We start from the raw sequence: 16,952 nt of genomic DNA, 5'->3' as shown, positions 1-16,952 counted from the left end.
TAGGAAATGCACGCCGCGGCCAGCGATTTCTTAGTCCGCCCGGACGAAGTGGCGCAGGCCCCCCGCTCGCTACCTTTTGCCCATGCCAGATGGCCGCGACAACCCTGCGCGGCGCCGGCAAACCAAGAGGAGACCCCGATGTTGACCCACCTGGAGCAACTGGAGGCGGAGAGCATCCACATCATGCGGGAGGTGGTGGCGGAATGCGAAAACCCCGTCATGCTCTATTCGATCGGCAAGGACAGCGCGGTGATGCTGCACCTGGCGATGAAGGCCTTCCATCCCGCGCGGCCGCCGTTCCCGCTGCTGCATGTCGATACCACCTGGAAATTCCGCGAGATGATCGCGTTCCGCGACCAGACTGCGGCCCGGCTAGGGCTGGACCTGCGCGTGCATATCAACCCCGAAGGGCTGGCACGCAATATCAGCCCGCACGAGCACGGCTCGGCCGTCCATACCGACGTGTGGAAGACGCAGGGCCTGAAGCAGGCGCTGGACCACTACGGCTTCGACGCGGCCTTCGGCGGCGCGCGGCGCGATGAAGAGAAATCCCGCGCCAAGGAGCGCGTGTTCTCGGTGCGCACCGCGCAGCACCGCTGGGACCCCAAGATGCAGCGCCCCGAACTCTGGCGCCAGTACAACACGCGCAAGCGCAAGGGCGAGAGCCTGCGCGTGTTCCCGCTGTCGAACTGGACCGAGCTTGATATCTGGCAATACATCTACCTGAACCAGATCCCGATCGTGCCGCTGTACTTCGCCAGGGAGCGGCCGGTGGTGGAGCGCGACGGCACCTTGATCATGGTCGACGACGAGCGCCTGCCGCTGCGCCCTGGTGAAACGCCGCAACTGCGCAAGGTCCGCTTCCGAACGCTGGGCTGCTACCCGCTTACCGGCGCGATCGAGAGCGACGCCGACACGCTCGGCGGCATCATCCAGGAAATGCTGCGGGCGACCACGTCGGAGCGCCAGGGACGGCTGATCGACAGCGATTCGGCCGGTTCGATGGAGAAGAAAAAGCAGGAGGGATACTTCTGATGGCAACCCTGATCGACAACGCGCCGATGGCGCAACCCGCCGGCACGCAGAGCGAGATCGCTCAGTATCTGCGTGCCCAGCAGAACAAGAGCCTGCTGCGCTTTATCACCTGCGGCAGCGTCGACGACGGCAAGAGCACGCTGATCGGCCGGCTGCTGTATGAATCGAAGATGCTGTTCGAGGACCAGCTGGCGCAGCTCGAGGTCGACTCGAAGAAGATGGGCACGCAGGGCGAGAACCTGGACTTCGCGCTGCTGGTGGACGGCCTGGCCGCCGAGCGCGAACAGGGCATCACCATCGACGTGGCCTACCGCTTCTTCGCCACCGACAAGCGCAAGTTCATCGTCGCCGACACGCCCGGCCATGAGCAGTACACGCGCAACATGGTCACCGGCGCCTCCACCGCCGACCTGGCCATCCTGCTGGTCGACGCGCGCCGCGGCGTGCAGACGCAGACGCGGCGCCACAGCTACCTCGTTGCCACGCTGGGCATCCGGCGCGTGGTGCTGGCCGTCAACAAGCTCGACATGGTGGATTATTCGCGCGAGGTCCATACGCGCATCGAGAAGGAGTATCGCGAGTTCGCGCGGCAGATCGGCCTGACCGATATCGTCTGCATCCCGATGTCGGCGCTGCGCGGCGACAACATCACCGAACCCAGCGCCAATACGCCGTGGTACCAGGGGCCGACGCTGATGGACCACCTCGAGAGCGTGCCGATCGACCAGGTGCCCGCGCAGGCCGAGGCGTTCCGGCTGCCGGTGCAGTGGGTCAACCGCCCCAACCTGGATTTCCGCGGCTTTGCCGGCACGGTCAGCGCCGGCGTGATCCGGCGTGGCGACCGCGTGCGCGCGCTGCCCTCGGGCCGCGAAAGCCGCGTGACCGGCATCGTCGGCGCAGCCGGCGCATGCGAGCAGGCCATGCGCGGCCAGGCAGTGACGCTGACGCTGGCCGACGAGATCGACGTCAGCCGCGGCGACGTGCTGGCCTGCGCCGACGACCCGCCCGCGGTGGCCGACCAGTTCGAGGCCACGCTGGTATGGATGAACGAGGACGCCATGCTGCCCGGGCGCCCCTACCTGCTCAAGCTCGGCACGCGCACCGTCGGCGTGACCGTGGCGCAGCCCAAGTACAAGGTCAACGTCAACACGCTCGAGCACCTGGCCGCGCGCACGCTGGAGCTGAACGAGATCGGCGTGTGCAACCTGCACCTGGACCAGCCGGTGGCGTTCGACCCGTACGCGCGCAACCGCGAGCTGGGCGGCTTTATCCTGATCGACCGCCTGACCAACAACACGGTCGGCGCCGGCATGCTGCACTTTGCGCTGCGCCGCGCGCAGAACGTCCACTGGCAGGCCATCGACGTCGACCGCCGCGCGCATGCCGCGCTCAAGCACCAGTCGCCGCGCATCGTCTGGTTCACCGGGCTGTCCGGCGCGGGCAAGTCCACCATCGCCAACCTGGTGGAAAAGCGCCTGCACGCCCTCGGCCACCACACCTACCTGCTCGACGGCGACAACGTGCGCCACGGCCTGAACAAGGACCTGGGTTTCTCCGAAGCCGACCGCATCGAGAATATCCGTCGTGTGGCCGAAGTCGCCAGGCTGATGCTGGATGCCGGGCTGATCGTGCTGGTGTCGTTCATCTCCCCCTTCCGCTGCGAACGCGAGATGGCGCGCGCGCTCGCCGGCGACGGCGAGTTCATCGAAGTCTTCATCGACACGCCGCTGGCGGTGGCCGAGCAGCGCGACCCCAAGGGCCTGTACCGCAAGGCGCGCCGCGGGGAGCTGAAGAACTTCACCGGCATCGATTCGCCCTACGAGCCGCCCGAGCACCCGGAAATCCGCATCGACACCACCGGCGACAGCGCCGAGCAGGCGGCGGAGCGGATCGTGGCGTGGCTCAGGGATGAGGCTCAGGGACAGGCCCTAGGCTGAACGGACGATGAGACGGTGGTGGGGGTGGGTACGATGGGAAAAGCTGACCGATTGCGTACTCCCTCTCCCGCTTGCGGGAGAGGGCCGGGGTGAGGGCCAGCGCCTCGACGAAGCGCAGCCCGTCGGCATTGCCACCGCCTGCCCTCTCCCCCAGCCCCTCTCCCGCAGGCGGGAGAGGGGAGCACGCCGGCGGCCCACCGAATCGCCTCGACCATGCTGCCAGCTTCCCTTCCCGCCGCCGAACTCAGCGCCCTCCTCGCCCAGCTCTACCAGGGCCCCACCGAGCCCGTCCCCTGGGCCACCTTCCTCGAAAGCCTCCGCCAGCGACTCGCCGCCGCCTTCGTCACGCTGGTGCTGCGCCACCCCGCCACCGACCGCCCGGGCCTGATCGTCAACGCCTCCGACTACGGCCCTCATCTTCCCGGCGAGCCGTCATACAGCGAGCAGTACTACGCGCTGTGCCCCTTCCTGGACCTGCACCCCGACCGGCTCTTCAGCGCCGACGAACTGTTCGGCGAAGCCGGCTGGCTGGCGCATCCGTTCTACGTGCAATACCTGCAGCCGCTCGGCCTGCGCTACATCCTGGCCGCCAACCTGGTCACGCCGGATGGCGTCGAATGCGCGCTGTTCATCAGCCGCACCGCGGCGGGACAAGACTTCGGCAGTGCCGACAAGGCCCTGCTGCAGGACCTGCTGCCCCACCTGAAGCGCGCCGTCGACCTGCATGCCGCGCTCGACGTGCTGGCCTCCGAACGGTCGCTCTACGCCGACGCGGTCGACCGCATGCAGGTGGGCACGGTCATCCTGGACGAGCACGGCCGCTGCATCCGCAGCAACGACGTCGCCGGCCGCCTGCTGCGCGCCCGCGACGGCCTCTACCTGGCAGACGGCGCGCTGCATGCGCACTGCCCGATGGAAAACCGCAGGTTCCGCAAGATCCTGGAGAGCGCCGCACAGGCCCATGCGCTGGCCACGCCCCGCAGCGAAGTCACCACGCTCAGCCGGCCCGCCGCGCCCACGCCGCTAAGCGTGCTGGTGCGGCCCATCCCGCTCAGCTACCGCAGCGAGGACAAGGCCCGCCGCCCCGCGGTAGCGGTCTTTATCCGCGATCCCGCGGGTTCGCCCCGCAACACCCACGCCAGCCTGCGCAAGCTGTTCCACCTGACCCCCACCGAGATCGAACTGGCGCTGCTGATGGTCGACGGGCTGACCCTCGATGAGGCCGCGGCGCGGCTGGGCGTGAAGAAGAACACGGCGCGGGCGCATTTGCGGGGGATCTTTGCGAAAACGGGGGCGACGCGGCAGGCGGTGCTGGTGAAGATGTTGTTGTCCAGTGTGGTGGGGATGGGGTAAGGCAGGTGCCGGCCTTGAGCGCGCTTCCACGGCGCAGCCCACACTCATTGTGATTTGCCCCCTGCCCTGCGAGATCACGTCGCCGGCACGGCGCCTGCCATCAGGGTGCCATACAACGCCTGCGCGGCAGGCTGCAATGGCCGGTCATGGCGCCGTATCAGGCCAAGGACCCGGTCTACGGAAGGCTCCACCAGCGGCACGCCGCAAAGCCGGGGATGATCGTGCGGCAGCGCCATGCCGGGCAGCACGGCCATGCCCAGTCCGGCCTCCACCAGGCCCAGCACCCCGACCACGTGGTTGGCTTCGTAGTGGATGGTCGGGCGTCGCCTGAGGTGGGCGATGGCATTCTCGATCAAGGCGCGGTTGCCGCTTTGCTTCGAGACGCTCACCATCCGCTCGCCTGCAAGCTCATCCCAGGCGATGGCATCCCGCCCCGACCAGGGATGGCCACGCCGCATCACCAGCCGGTAAGGCTCGGCGCGGATTGCGCGAAATTCGAGGTTCGGCTCCTGCGCCCCCATGAAATTGAGCCCGAAATCGGACTCGCCGGACATCACGCTGGCCAGCACGTCGTTGGCGTTTTCGTCAATCACCCGCACGCGCACGCCGGGGTGCCGGCAGCCGAACTCACGAATCGCGTCGGGGAGGAAATGCAGCACCGCCGACGGTATCGCGGCCACGGTCACCAGCCCGCGCTGCAACGTGACCTCGTCACCGAGCCGCAGCACCGCGCTGTCGAGAATGGCCAGCGCAGCACGCGCTTCCTCCAGGAACTGCCGGCCAATGTTGGTCAGCTGCACGCGTCGCGTGGTCCGCTCGAGCAGGCGTGAGCCAAGCGTGCGCTCGAGCTTGTCGATGCGCCGGCTCAGCGCGGGCTGGGAAATATGGAGGGCCTCCGCGGCCATGCGGAAGCTGCCTTGTTCCGCGGTGGCGACAAAGGCCTGCAGGTCTTCCAGCCCAAAATTAATGCGCGGCATGCATCAGCTCTTGAATAAGTTGCAATTCACAGATTAATACGCTGCCCATTAAGCTGGCAATGCCTCGACGAGGCGCCATGACGTGCAGTGAAGCGCATAAATACAAGTCAGCATTCAGCAAGGAGACGATATGAAGTCCGCAACCTCTGCCGCCCGGCACACCGTGCTGGTCCTGTTGCTGGGGCTGGTCGGTCCAGCCTGGGCGGATGACATCCGTGTCATTACCTCGGGCGGATTCACGGCGGCTTACCAGAAACTGGTCCCGCTTTACGAGGCCGCCACGCAGGATCGCGTCATCACCGCCTACGGCGCATCGATGGGCAATGCGCCGGATTCCATTCCGAGCCGGCTGGCGCGCGGCGAGACCTTCGACGTGGTCATCCTGGCGGATAGCGGACTCGAGAAACTCGCCGCCGAAGGCAAGGTCCTGGCCGGCAGCCGCGTCGACCTCGCGCGTTCGCTGATCGGCATGTCGGTACGCAAGGGGACGCCCAGGCCGGATATCGGCAACACCGACGCCCTCAGGAAGACGCTGCTCAACGCGCGCTCGATCGCCTACTCCGCCAGCGCCAGCGGCACCTATTTGTCCAACGAGCTGTTTCCCCGGCTCGGTGTCGCCGACCAGATCAAGGACAAGGCCCACAAGATCTACAGCGAGCGTGTCGGCGCCGTGGTGGCGCGCGGCGATGCGGAAATCGGCTTCCAGCAGGTCAGCGAACTGCTGCCATTTCAGGAACTGGATTACGTCGGCCCCTTGCCTGACGAGCTGCAGCAAAAGGTCTTCTTCTCGGCCGGAACGATCGCGGGCCGGCAGACCGCGGCCACCTCGCGCTTCGTCGGTTTCCTGGCCTCGCCTGCCGCGGCTGCAATCGTGAGCAGCACCGGACTGGAACCGGTGGCGACACCGCTGCCGCCACCGGCACCGCCAAAGCTGGGGCAACCGGCGAAGCCTTGATGCCGCGCATTGATTACGACTTTGCAACGATCCTGCTGGTGGTTTGGATGACCGACCGGTCGGGCTAACAACGCACCGGGGGGTAGCGCTCTGCCAATCTGTTCGGGCACTGCATCAGGGCCCATGGGACCATGGGCAGGAAATACCCGAGACCGATGACAAGAACATTGAAGCCCCGGTGATGGGCACCTAAGATGGAGCTTCTGGTGCGAGCGGCAAGCTTGCCTTTGCCCAGTCTGTGGTCTGCGATGACTGGACTTCCGATCCAGGCAGGCCTGCGGTGTAGTGTAGTCCCGTAGCAAGAACAGACCTATAGCTTGGGAGACAACTGTGCTGAGTCATCATGAAATCGCCACGCTGGTCCTGGTGAACGACCGCTCCGACGCCAACCAGCTGGACGACGCCGACATGCAGTCGCTGCTGGAAAAGCAGTTCATCACGTTCGAGCGTCTCGGGCCAACCGTTGCGCATCCGCAAGTCACGATTCAAGGCTACGCCTTTCTCAAAGCGGTCGGCCGTGTTCGCGCCGGCAGCGGCAAGGCACGCCAGCAAGCCGCCTTCAGGCCATCGCTTTAACCCCTTGCGAGCTGTCGACTGCCCCGGTCTGCTTTCGCGGCAAGGGGCAGGCGGCCTTGCCAAGGCGGGCATGGCAATCGTCGTGCCTCGATCCTCCGCTCCGCGCAGCACCGGTCTCGCAATCGTTGCGAAGGGCGGAACTTATCTGGAGACGCAACATGACCAAGTGGTCCCCTGAGCAGATCAGCAAGTTTCAGATCACCGGCATCGACGCCTGGGCGGGGCTGGCCAGCAAGTCGCTGGATTGCTTCGCCAGGCTGGTGGACCTGAATCTACAGACCATGAAAACGACCCTGGAAGACGGGCAGGAATGCGCCAGGAAGGCCTTGTCGACCAAAGACACGCACGGACTCGTTGAACTGCAGGCGGCATTGTTCCAACCCACGGCCGAAGCGATGCTGGCGTATCGACGCCATGTGCAGGACATTGTTGCCGACGCACAGGCCAACGTCGAGAAGGTGCTGGAGGTGCAATATGCCGCCGGCAAGCGCGAGGTACAGGGATTCATGGAAACCGCGCTGAGCAACGCCCCGACAACCTCGATGACGCCGTTTGTCGCCTGGCAGGAGGCACTTAATGCCACCACCGCGCTCTTCGACTCCATGCAGGCGACGGCAAAGCAGGCGATGCAGATGGCCGGAAGCAGCTTCGATTCCGCCGCCGAAGCCACGTCCAAGGGCGCACGACGCCGCCCGGCATCCGCCCCGCACACGGCTGAGTAAATACCGCCTAGCCGCATTTGCCGGCGCCGCCGCCAGGCCGCTTCCCGCACGGATCCGGGACCACGCCCGGAACCGTGGCGTATTCGGCCTGGCAAATGTCCCGCATATTCCAAACACAGAGGATCGCAGACATGACAAAGAAAATCGCCATCGTGACCGGCGGCATGGGCGGGCTTGGCGAAGCGATCAGCGTCCGGCTACACGACGCGGGTTGCACCGTCGCAGTCACGCATTCGCATGGCAACAGCGGCGTCGACGCCTGGCTGGCGAGAATGGAACAAGGCGGCAGAACATTCCACGCCTATGCCGTCGACGTTGCCGACTACGAATCGTGCCAGCTATGTGTTGCGGCCATTCACGAGGAAGTGGGGCCCGCTGACATCCTGGTCAACAACGCCGGCATCACGCGCGATGCCAGCTTCAGGAAGCTGGACAAGGTCAATTGGGACGCGGTCATGCGCACCAACCTCGACTCGGTATTCAACATGACCAAGCCGGTGTGTGAAGGCATGGTCAAGCGCGGCTGGGGCCGCATCATCAATATCTCGTCGATCATTGGCTCCAAGGGCGGCTTCGGACAAACCAATTACGCAGCGGCCAAGGCCGGCATGCATGGATTCACCAAATCGCTGGCGCTCGAAGTGGCCAGGAGCGGCGTGACGGTCAATACAGTGTCGCCGGGCTTTATCGCCACCAGGATGGTAACGGCGGTCCCGCAAGAGATCCTCGACACCAAGATCATTCCGCATATCCCCGTCGGCCGCCTGGGGGAGCCGGACGAAGTGGCGGCGCTGATCGCCTATCTTTGCTCGCATGAGGCCGGTTTCGTGACCGGCGCGAACATAGCGATCAACGGCGGACAGCATTTGCAGTGAAGCCTCGCTGCTGCGCACCGGGGCGGCGTGCTAGCATGAACGCCTACGTTCTCCTCCGCCCCGCTTTCCATGACCACGCTCTACGCGACGCTTGGCGTACAGGCCGATGCCACCCTGGATGAGATCAAGCTTGCCTATCGCCGTGCGGCAATGAAATGGCACCCGGACCGCAATCCCGGTCGCGAAGCCGAAAGCCATGCCGCCTTCCAGCAGATTCGCGATGCCTATGCGATCCTGTCCGACGCCGAGCAGCGCCAGGTCTACGACGACGTCTTCGAACGCGAAATGCGCCGCTGGGAAGCCGAACACGCGGCGCAAGAGGCCGAGGAACGCCAGGCACAGGAGCAGGCGAGACGCGTCGCTCAGGAGCATTACGAGAAGATGGTCGCCATCGCCATGCGCTATGCCGACGCAGGGCATTCGCGCGACGTCCTGTTCGGCATCCTGCTGGGCAAGGACTGCGAGACCGAGCTCGCCGGACAAATTGCCGACAGCGTTCATGCACTGCATCAGTCGCGCAAGGCGTTCGCCGAGCGCGAAGCCGTAGCGCCGGCGGAGGCCAGCACGGCGCGCACCGAAATCCCCGCCAGCCCGTTCGAGACATTCTGGCAAGGGCTGTTCAGGTTTCGCTAGCCGCCGATCCCGGATTCGCGCGCCACCGCCCACCACGCAACAGCATCCAGAAATCGCACCCATCCATCGATGGCGTGTCGTGTTGCCTTGGACCCTGCGTTGATGTGTCTCCACGCCACCTGCGTACCCCCCGCTTTGGTGGGGTGTTGGCGCTGCAAAATTGAATCTCTGTTAACCGCCGTTTGATATAGATTGTAAAGACATTTAGAGCCACGGGTTCGCATAGCAGGGCCTGGCCGTAGTTCATCTTTGGTATCAGCCGTCGGCGAAGACCACGATCTCGTGGTGAGCGCCGCGAGCCGGGGGAGACAATGTTGCGTCAGGTGCTTGCGCGCACGCCGAGCCCGCTTGGACGCGTCGGGTCGCGTTCCATCACGGCGGGCACGGTGCTTCTTGGAGCGCTGACGACGGCTGTCGTCTATGCGTTCTGCACCGATCTGCTGGAACGGGATGTGCGGCTGCGCTTCGACAGCGATACCGGCGATGTGGTCCAGCAGATCGATACGCGGATCCGGCTCTATACCGACGTGCTGGTCACGATGCAGGCGCTGTTCGGCGCCAGCGACCATGTCTCGCGCGGCGAGTTTCGCGACTTTGTCGTCGGCCTGAACCTGCCGCAGCGCTACCCCGGTTTCCAGACCCTGAACTACGCGCCCTACGTGCCGGCGCCAGAGGTCGATGCGTTTATCGCGCGGCAGCGCAATGATCCGATCCTGCGCGAGGCCGGCGTAACGTTCAGCATCCGGCCTGCCGGCCAGAGGCCGGGCTACTTCGTCCTGACCTATGTCGAGCCGCTCGACACCAACCTGCCTTCCATCGGCATCGACATGGGTGCCGAACCGCGCCGCCTCGCCGCGCTGGAGCGCGCCCGCGATACCGGGCTCCCGGTCAGCAGCGGCCGGCTGATCTTCAGCGACGCCAAGAATCCTCATGTGGGTATTGCCCTGCGCCTGCCGGTATATCGCAGGGCGCTGAACCTGGATTCCGTGGAGGCGCGCCGGGCCGCTTACGTCGGCTCGGTCGGTGCCGGCATTCGCGTGGCGGATTTGCTCAAGGACCTGGTCAGCAACCAGAACCTGCGCCCGATCCGGTTTCGCGTCCATGATGCCGGCGACGTGGCGGCGCCGGCCGATGCCCTGTCCGCCGCCAACCTTCTCTATGACAGCCGCACGGGGTTGGCGACGCCGCAGCCGGTCCGTGCCGCGCAAGGCCGCGCGGCGCCGCGCACGCGCGCGCCGGCGGACGAGCCGGCGGCCGCGGCGGCCGCGGCGGCCAGCCGGGACGACCTGACCAAGAGCGTGGAGCGCAACTTCGGCGGACGGCGCTGGGTCATTGCCTTCGCTGCCGACTCGACCGCGATCGGCGGTCCGCAACGCTATCTGCCGACGCTGGTGATCGTTTCCGGGATGATCATCACCGTGCTGCTGGGCTGGCTGGCCTACGCCTTGTCGAGTTCGCGTGCACGGGCCGTAGCCGTCGCCGACCAGATGACGCACAGCCTGCGCGAGAGCCAGGCGGCGCTGGCAGAGGCGCAGCAGATCGCCCAGCTCGGCGACTGGCGCATCGACCTGGGCAAGGACGTCGCCCACTTTTCACGGGAAATGGGTCGGCTGCTGGGCTGGCGCGGCCACCGGCCGAGCCCGGACACGCTGTTCCAGGCGATCGAGGCCAGCCATCGCGCCGTGCTGCGCGAACGGATGGAAAAAGCCGTGCGGGATCGCCAGCCGTTCGAACTCGAGTGCCCTTACCGTTCGCAACGTGGACGGCGCGGCTGGTTGCATCTGATCTGCCACGCGCAGGGTCCGGCGGGCAACGGTACCGCCTTGCGCGGCACCGCGCAGGATATCAGCCAGCGCAAGTCGGCAGAACAGGCGCGCGCGCAGGAGCACCAGATCGCCCTGCACCTTGCCACGGCCGACAGTGAAGCCGAAGTGCTCGAGGACATCGTCCACACCCTGCTGGAAGGCATGGAATGGGAGGCCGGGGCCTTCTGGCCGGCGGACGACGGGCATGGCAACAAGCTGCCGCAGGTTTGCCTGAGCCGCGCCAAGGCGCTCGAGCCATGGCTCGCCGCACACCCTGCCCGTACCGCGGCCGCCACGGCCATCGCGGCGCCGCAATGGTATGCGGGGCTCCATGACCTGGCCCGGCATGCGCACGCCGGATGGCTTGCCAGCGGTGGCATCCGCACGGTATTCGCCTTTCCGCTGAGCCGGGGTCACGTGACCCTTGGCGTGGTCGAGCTGTATTCCCGAAGCAGGCGCAGCGCCGATGTCCATGCGCTGACGATGGCCGTGGGCATTGCCAGTCAGACCGGGCATTTCCTGCTGCGGCGGCAGGCCGAGGAAAACCTGCGTTTCATCGCCAATCACGATGCCCTGACCGGTCTGCCCAACCGGCTGATGTTCAAGGCCGAGTTCGAAAAGGCCCTGGCACGCGCCCGCGCCGGCGGACAGGCCCTGCATGTGATCTTCGTCGACCTGGATGAATTCAAGGTCGTCAATGACACCATCGGCCACAACGCCGGCGATGCCGTGCTCCGCGAAATGGCCGAGCGGCTGCGCCAGGGCCTGCCCGAGGTGGAGTTGATTACGCGCTTCGGTGGCGACGAGTTTGTCGTGCTGCTCGACCCCAAGGGCGATTCGACCACTCTCGCCCGCACCATCTCGCAACTGCAGGCCGTGCTCACACCCGCCTTTGTCGTCCACGATTCCGAAATGCGGATGACCGCCAGCATCGGCATCAGCTCGTTCCCCGAAGACGGCGACGACTGGCAAACCCTGCTCAAGCATGCCGACCTGGCCATGTACGGCGCCAAGCAGCTGGGCAAGAACGGCTACCAGTTCTATTGCCGCGGCATGAGCACCACCTTGCAGCGGCGCATCGACATGGAGTCGCACCTGCACCGCGCGCTCGAGAATGACGAGTTCGTGCTCTACTACCAGCCGCGCATCGCGCTGGCATCCGGAACCTGCACCGCAGTCGAGGCGCTGATCCGCTGGCGCCACCCGGAGCTGGGCCTGGTCATGCCCGCGGACTTCATTCCCTTCGCCGAGCAAAGCGGCGCCATCGTCGAGATCGGCGCGTGGGCGCTGCGCGAAGCGTGCCGCCAGAACGCCACGTGGCTGGCCCAGGGACTGCCGCCGGTGCGGGTTTCGGTCAACCTCTCCGCCCGGCAGTTCGCCGACAAGGCGCTCAGGCTGACCATCATCGATGCGCTGCGCCAGGCAGCCCTGCCCGGCAACCTGCTTGAACTGGAACTGACCGAAAGCATGGTCATGCGCGATGCCGAACAGGCTTCGAACTGGCTGTCGCGCCTGAAGCGCACCGGCGTGCGCCTGGCCATCGATGATTTCGGTACCGGGTATTCCTCGCTCGCCTACCTGAGCCGCTTCCCGATCGATACGGTCAAGATCGACCGCAGCTTTGTCCGTTATGTCCCGCAGAGCCGCAGCGACACGCAGATCACCAGCGCGGTGATCGGCCTGGGCCACCGGCTCGGCCTCGAGGTCGTCGCCGAAGGCGTGGAAAACGAGGCACAGCTCGAATTCCTGCGCCGCGAGGGCTGCGACGAAGTGCAGGGCTATTACTTCAGCCATCCGTTGCCGCCGGCGAAGATCACTGCCTTCCTCGCCGGCCGCATGGAGCATGGCCCCGATTTCGCGCGGGGCCAGGAACCGATGCGCGCCTGACCGAAGCCAGGCGCGCGTTCGTGTCGTCGCATTGCAGGCAGTCCAACAAAAAGAGAGGAAACTGAATCATGCATGAACGTACTGTGCAAGCCATGTGGCAAGACATCGATGCGCTCGATTTCTCGAGGATGAAGGCCAAGCTGCTGCACCAGCAGCATCGGGACTGGACCCCGGCGTCCCTGGAGCAGGCCGAGGACGGCTACCGCCAGTTCCTGAAGCTGGCCGCGAAGTATCCGCAAACACCGGCAGTGCCCAGCGAACTGGTCGATGCCTTCTGGCACGCCCATATCCTGGATACCCGGCGCTATGCCGACGACTGCGTGCGCATCTTCGGCCGTGTTCTGCATCACGATCCCTACGTTGGCATCGATGGCCCCGAAGACGAGGCCCGGCTGCTGGCGATGGCCGCCTCGAGCGATGCGCTGAACCTGCGCGAGTTCGGCCGCCCGCTCACCTCGGCGGCATACTGCGCGCGCGCGGCAACCGACCACGCCGCGTATTGCGCGCGCATGAGCGAAAAGAAGGATGCCGCTTATTGCGCCCGGCTGGCTGAAAGTACGGCTGCCGCCTACTGTGCCCGCGTGGCGACGGACGCGGCCGCCTACTGCGCACGGGAAGCGGAAGGCGGGCTGGGACCAGCGCACACGGTCACGACGAGGCCCGCTTATTGCGCGGTGAACTCGCCTCGGGGTGTTGCTTGACCTCGGATCAGGCAGGCATTCATCACGCTTAGCCGGTGTGCTGGCGACACCGGGCACACAAACCTGCGGATCGCTCCCCGTTATCTGTCAGGTGATTTTGAATGCGCGGCTCTGCCGCGCATTTTTTTATCCGGACGACACCGATCCGGCAGACGTGTTCAACTGACGCCGACTTCGTTCGTGAGCGGCTTGCCGCTTTCGAACTCCGTCACGCTGCGCAAGGTTGTTTCGCAAATGGTGGTCACGGCCTCGCGCGTGAGGAAGGCCTGGTGCCCGGTCACGATCACGTTAGGAAAGGTGATCAGCTGTCGCAGCACGGAGTCGTCGACGATGGTGCCGGACAGGTCGCGGAAGAACAGCCCCGCTTCCTGCTCGTACACGTCGATCGCGAGCCCGCCGAGTTGCCCGCTCCTGAGCGCTTCGATGACTGCTTCCGTGTCGATCAGCCCGCCGCGGCTGGTGTTGATCAGCAAGGCTCCCGGCTTGGCGCGCGACAGCGTTTCGGCGTTGATGATGTGATGGGTCTCGGGCGTGAGCGGGCAGTGCAGCGAGATGCAGTCCGCGCTTGCGCCGATTTCCCCCTCGTCCGCGTAGCGTCCGCCAAGGGCCTCGAATTCCGGGGACGGGTACTTGTCGTAGCCGATCACGTTGCAACCGAACCCGACCATGATTTTCGCGAACACGCGCCCGATCTTGCCGGTGCCGATTACGGCCACGGTCTTGCCGCACAGGTCGAAGCCCATCAGGCCTTCAAGCGAGAAATTGAAGTCCCGCGTGCGGTTGTAGGCCCGGTGGATCTTGCGGTTGACCGCCATCAGCAGGGCCGCCGCGTGCTCGGCGACCGCGTTGGGCGAGTAGTCGACAACCCGCACTACCTTGATCCCGAGCGCCTGCGCGGCTTTCAGGTCGACGTTGTTGAAGCCCGTGCAGCGCAGCGCGACCAGCCTGGTGCCGCCGCGGCCGAGCGCTTCCAGCACGGTCGCATCGGCCCGGTCATTGACGAAGATGCACACGGCGCCGTGGCCCGCGGCGAGGCCCACCGTCTCGCTGTCCAGGGAAACTTCGAAGTACCTGAGCTGATGGCCTTCGGCCGCATTCGCGGCATCGAGATGTTGGCGATCGTAGGACTTTGCGCTGAAAACGGCGATTTCCATGATATGTCTCCGCGGCGAATCGCATGGCACGCGTCGCCCAGGTTGCCCTGCACTATCCGCCAGCCAGCGTGGCGGCGACCTGTACGAACAGGATTTTCACGATAGTCATTGACGGGAAGATCATCGAGTAGCCGAGGTCGGGCCGGTCGGTGGGCGCGACGCGGTTGGCAAAGGCAAGGATGGCGGGATTGCCGGTCGCGCCGCAGATCACGCCCACCGCCAGGTCGAACGGCAGCCTGAAGACCCACAGGCAGAAAATCGCAGTAATCAGCAGCAGGGCAAGCAGGATCACGACGCCATAGATCAGGAAGGACACCCCGGTCACGCCGATGGTGGCGAAGAACTTCGGCCCCGAGGCAATGCCCACCTGTGCGAGGAAGATGGTCAGCCCGAAGTTGCGCAGGACCAGGTTGGCCGACAGCGGCATGGTCCAGACGAACGGCCCGAGACGGCGCACCCGGCCGAGCACGAGGGCGACCAGCAGCAGCGCGGCGAGCCCCAGCGCCAGCGTGCCGACGCCGGGAATCGGCACCGGGATCAACCCCACCAGCAGCCCGAGGGCCGCGCCGATGCCGATCGAGATAAAGCTCAGCTCCGCGGTGCCCTTGATGGAGTCGCCGAACAGCGCGCGGATCGGCTTCATGTGGGCGCGATTGACCAGCAGGCCGACGCGGTCACCGAACTCGAGAGTGAGGTCATCGCGTGGCATCAGGTCCGCATCGCCGCGCCGCACATGGGCGATCGAGCAGGCCATGCCTTCGGGAAAGCGGATATCGCGCAGCGTGTGCCCGACCACGAGCCGGCTTGAGGCGAACACGCGCATATAGTCCAGGTCTTCGCGATGGCTCGTCATGCGGCCTGGCTGCAGTTCTCCGCACAGCGACGTGGCCTCACGCAGCAAGGCCGGGTCGGTGGCGGTCGCGAGCAGCACGTCGTTGGCCTGCAGGACCAGGTCATCGGCGGACGGGTGGTTGTGGTGGGCGCGACGCACGGCGGCAATCGCTACCCCTTCCGGCAGGCGCGCTACCACCTCCGACAGCCGCACGCCGATAAACGCCGGGTTGGTCAGCGCAATCTCGGCGGTCTCGATCAGCTTTGGCGGCGGCCGCACGATATTCGGCTTGAGCAGCGCGGTGAGGGCATACAGAAACAGGATCGGCCCTGCCACGCCGACCGGGTACGCGACGCTGTAGCCCACTGCTGAGCCGTCGCTCTTCATCGCCGCCATCGCGGCCTGCAGGCTTGCCGTACTGGTGCCCGCGCCGGCGAACATGCCCAGCGACTCGTCGAGGTTTACGCCGACCAGCGGCACCAACGCAACCGCGACCAGTCCGGAACAAACCACGCCAAGGACCGCGGCGGCGTTGGCCTTGATGCCATCGGGGCTGGTCAGGCCCTTAAAGAACTGCTCCCCGTACTGGATCCCGATGCCATACAGAAAGAGCAGCAGCCCCAGGGTGCCAAGGATGGCAGGCGGCGCGGACTTCGGCGCGAACCCGCCGATTGCCAGCCCCACGAATAGCACCGCGCCCGAACCGAGTGACACGCCCTTGATACTGATCTCGCCGATGACATAGCCCAGTGCAACCGTAAGGAACAGCGTGAGCAGCTGCTGGGTTTCGAGCAATGTCCGGACTGCATCCATGGCAGCTCCTTTCTGATGCCTGCGAGCATGGCGGGCGGACCTGGCCGGTCCTGGAGCGCTACCTGGCCGCAGCCGGCTGTACGGACACTGCAACGGCCTCGGTATAGACCGCTTCGACACGGTCGCCCTTCTGGATGCCGTTGAGGCGTGTCGGATCCCCTACCAGCAAGACCACGGTGCGGCCCTTTGGCCCCTTCAGGGTGACGGACCTGGCGCTGGTGTCGAAAGCGACGACCTCTGCCGTGACGGTCACTTCCCGGCCGACGGTGCCGCCCGGCTTTGCTCCCGGCGCAGCGCGCTCCGAGATCTCGCGCTCATGCATGGCAAGCGGACCACTGCTCTTCTTGAGGCTCATGGTCAGCGCTTCCCTGTACTCGACCGTGACAGTGTCGCCGACCTTGAGCTGCTCGAAGTTCCTGGCCTCCGGCCCCACGACGAGATCCCTGGTCTTGCCGTCGCCGGATTTCAGCCGGACCGTCCGCGTAGGCGCATCGATCTTGGTGATCGTGGCGGTGAGCTTGGCGGTGCCGGTCGCGGTCGCCCCTTCAGGTGACTGCGTGACATCCACGCGGGTTTCGGGTTGCGCCCACGTTGCCGTGGTTGCCACCAGCATTGCCGCCGCGGTCAGTAGTGTCTTGCATTTCATGCCATCCTCCGTTTTCTGATCGGGCCCCGATGTGCGTCTTGTTCTGAACTC

General features: G+C 65.8%; 14 protein-coding genes. 10 read left to right on the top strand and 4 right to left on the bottom strand.

The features are described 5' to 3' along the window. Positions 1-6: 6 nt before the first annotated feature. The 3 genes from cysD (at position 7) to C7416_RS17920 (ending at position 4,325) form a co-directional block, all read left to right on the top strand. The gene (cysD, locus tag C7416_RS17930) at positions 7-1,035 is read left to right on the top strand and encodes a sulfate adenylyltransferase subunit CysD (RefSeq protein WP_258401118.1); all 1,029 of its coding nucleotides are present in this window, start codon (positions 7-9) and stop codon (positions 1,033-1,035) included. Next, positions 1,035-2,972 carry a sulfate adenylyltransferase subunit CysN gene (gene cysN / locus C7416_RS17925; RefSeq protein ID WP_111520167.1) on the top strand — a complete coding sequence of 646 codons (1,938 nt, stop codon included), beginning with the start codon at positions 1,035-1,037 and terminating at the stop codon, positions 2,970-2,972. The genes cysD and cysN overlap by 1 nt, the downstream gene beginning before the upstream one ends. Before the next feature lie 213 nt (positions 2,973-3,185). Then, positions 3,186-4,325, top strand: coding sequence for a helix-turn-helix transcriptional regulator (locus C7416_RS17920; protein WP_111520166.1), 1,140 nt, complete (start codon positions 3,186-3,188; stop codon positions 4,323-4,325). A 74-nt stretch (positions 4,326-4,399) separates the two neighbouring features. On the opposite strand, the gene C7416_RS17915 is transcribed toward C7416_RS17920, so the two are convergent. Next, positions 4,400-5,302: a LysR family transcriptional regulator gene (locus C7416_RS17915; protein WP_111520165.1), complete on the bottom strand. Its 903-nt coding sequence runs from the start codon at positions 5,300-5,302 to the stop codon at positions 4,400-4,402. Between the two features lie 130 nt (positions 5,303-5,432). Between C7416_RS17915 and C7416_RS17910 the strand changes: the two genes are divergently transcribed. The 7 genes from C7416_RS17910 (at position 5,433) to C7416_RS17880 (ending at position 13,456) form a co-directional block, all read left to right on the top strand. Further along, positions 5,433-6,257, top strand: a complete 825-nt coding sequence (locus C7416_RS17910) for a substrate-binding domain-containing protein (RefSeq protein WP_111520164.1) — start codon at positions 5,433-5,435, stop codon at positions 6,255-6,257. A gap of 330 nt (positions 6,258-6,587) precedes the next feature. Further along, a complete protein-coding gene (locus C7416_RS17905) occupies positions 6,588-6,833 on the top strand; it encodes a hypothetical protein (RefSeq protein WP_111520163.1) in 246 nt (81 codons plus the stop codon). Between the two features lie 158 nt (positions 6,834-6,991). Beyond that, positions 6,992-7,555 (top strand): TIGR01841 family phasin, encoded by a 564-nt coding sequence (gene phaP, locus C7416_RS17900; protein ID WP_111520162.1) that lies wholly within the window; start codon positions 6,992-6,994, stop codon positions 7,553-7,555. Positions 7,556-7,686: 131 nt separating this feature from the next. Beyond that, positions 7,687-8,430 carry an acetoacetyl-CoA reductase gene (gene phbB / locus C7416_RS17895; RefSeq protein ID WP_111520161.1) on the top strand — a complete coding sequence of 248 codons (744 nt, stop codon included), beginning with the start codon at positions 7,687-7,689 and terminating at the stop codon, positions 8,428-8,430. A 69-nt stretch (positions 8,431-8,499) separates the two neighbouring features. Continuing rightward, complete coding sequence (locus C7416_RS17890) at positions 8,500-9,063, top strand: J domain-containing protein (protein WP_111520160.1); 564 nt, start codon at positions 8,500-8,502, stop codon at positions 9,061-9,063. A 311-nt stretch (positions 9,064-9,374) separates the two neighbouring features. After that, positions 9,375-12,755 carry a bifunctional diguanylate cyclase/phosphodiesterase gene (locus C7416_RS17885; protein WP_111520159.1) on the top strand — a complete coding sequence of 1,127 codons (3,381 nt, stop codon included), beginning with the start codon at positions 9,375-9,377 and terminating at the stop codon, positions 12,753-12,755. Between the two features lie 68 nt (positions 12,756-12,823). Next, positions 12,824-13,456, top strand: a complete 633-nt coding sequence (locus tag C7416_RS17880; protein WP_111520158.1) for a glycine-rich domain-containing protein — start codon at positions 12,824-12,826, stop codon at positions 13,454-13,456. Between the two features lie 158 nt (positions 13,457-13,614). Here C7416_RS17880 and C7416_RS17875 read toward each other — a convergent pair whose 3' ends face one another. From C7416_RS17875 to C7416_RS17865, 3 genes are read right to left on the bottom strand one after another with little or no spacing between them, the layout of a single operon-like run. Beyond that, positions 13,615-14,610 (bottom strand): 2-hydroxyacid dehydrogenase, encoded by a 996-nt coding sequence (locus C7416_RS17875; RefSeq protein WP_111520157.1) that lies wholly within the window; start codon positions 14,608-14,610, stop codon positions 13,615-13,617. Positions 14,611-14,662: 52 nt separating this feature from the next. Then, positions 14,663-16,255, bottom strand: coding sequence for an aspartate:alanine exchanger family transporter (locus tag C7416_RS17870; RefSeq protein ID WP_111520156.1), 1,593 nt, complete (start codon positions 16,253-16,255; stop codon positions 14,663-14,665). A gap of 58 nt (positions 16,256-16,313) precedes the next feature. After that, complete coding sequence (locus C7416_RS17865; protein WP_111520155.1) at positions 16,314-16,901, bottom strand: hypothetical protein; 588 nt, start codon at positions 16,899-16,901, stop codon at positions 16,314-16,316. Positions 16,902-16,952: the final 51 nt, after the last annotated feature.

It is taken from the genome of Cupriavidus phytorum, from assembly GCF_003254285.1.
GTDB classification, from domain to species: domain Bacteria; phylum Pseudomonadota; class Gammaproteobacteria; order Burkholderiales; family Burkholderiaceae; genus Cupriavidus; species Cupriavidus phytorum.
The sequence above is the reverse complement of the archived record's forward strand: the minus strand, read 5'-3'. Positions and strand labels throughout refer to the sequence as shown.

What these genes read in the sequence shown, in the direction of transcription:
- C7416_RS17890 (WP_111520160.1), top strand. Translation starts at nt 8,500, where the DNA reads ATGACCACGCTCTACGCGACGCTTGGCGTACAGGCCGATGCCACCCTG.
- C7416_RS17865 (WP_111520155.1), bottom strand. Translation starts at nt 16,901, where the DNA reads ATGAAATGCAAGACACTACTGACCGCGGCGGCAATGCTGGTGGCAACC.
- C7416_RS17885 (WP_111520159.1), top strand. Translation starts at nt 9,375, where the DNA reads ATGTTGCGTCAGGTGCTTGCGCGCACGCCGAGCCCGCTTGGACGCGTC.
- phbB (WP_111520161.1), top strand. Translation starts at nt 7,687, where the DNA reads ATGACAAAGAAAATCGCCATCGTGACCGGCGGCATGGGCGGGCTTGGC.
- C7416_RS17870 (WP_111520156.1), bottom strand. Translation starts at nt 16,255, where the DNA reads ATGGATGCAGTCCGGACATTGCTCGAAACCCAGCAGCTGCTCACGCTG.
- C7416_RS17910 (WP_111520164.1), top strand. Translation starts at nt 5,433, where the DNA reads ATGAAGTCCGCAACCTCTGCCGCCCGGCACACCGTGCTGGTCCTGTTG.
- C7416_RS17915 (WP_111520165.1), bottom strand. Translation starts at nt 5,302, where the DNA reads ATGCCGCGCATTAATTTTGGGCTGGAAGACCTGCAGGCCTTTGTCGCC.
- cysN (WP_111520167.1), top strand. Translation starts at nt 1,035, where the DNA reads ATGGCAACCCTGATCGACAACGCGCCGATGGCGCAACCCGCCGGCACG.
- phaP (WP_111520162.1), top strand. Translation starts at nt 6,992, where the DNA reads ATGACCAAGTGGTCCCCTGAGCAGATCAGCAAGTTTCAGATCACCGGC.
- C7416_RS17880 (WP_111520158.1), top strand. Translation starts at nt 12,824, where the DNA reads ATGCATGAACGTACTGTGCAAGCCATGTGGCAAGACATCGATGCGCTC.
- C7416_RS17875 (WP_111520157.1), bottom strand. Translation starts at nt 14,610, where the DNA reads ATGGAAATCGCCGTTTTCAGCGCAAAGTCCTACGATCGCCAACATCTC.
- C7416_RS17920 (WP_111520166.1), top strand. Translation starts at nt 3,186, where the DNA reads ATGCTGCCAGCTTCCCTTCCCGCCGCCGAACTCAGCGCCCTCCTCGCC.
- cysD (WP_258401118.1), top strand. Translation starts at nt 7, where the DNA reads ATGCACGCCGCGGCCAGCGATTTCTTAGTCCGCCCGGACGAAGTGGCG.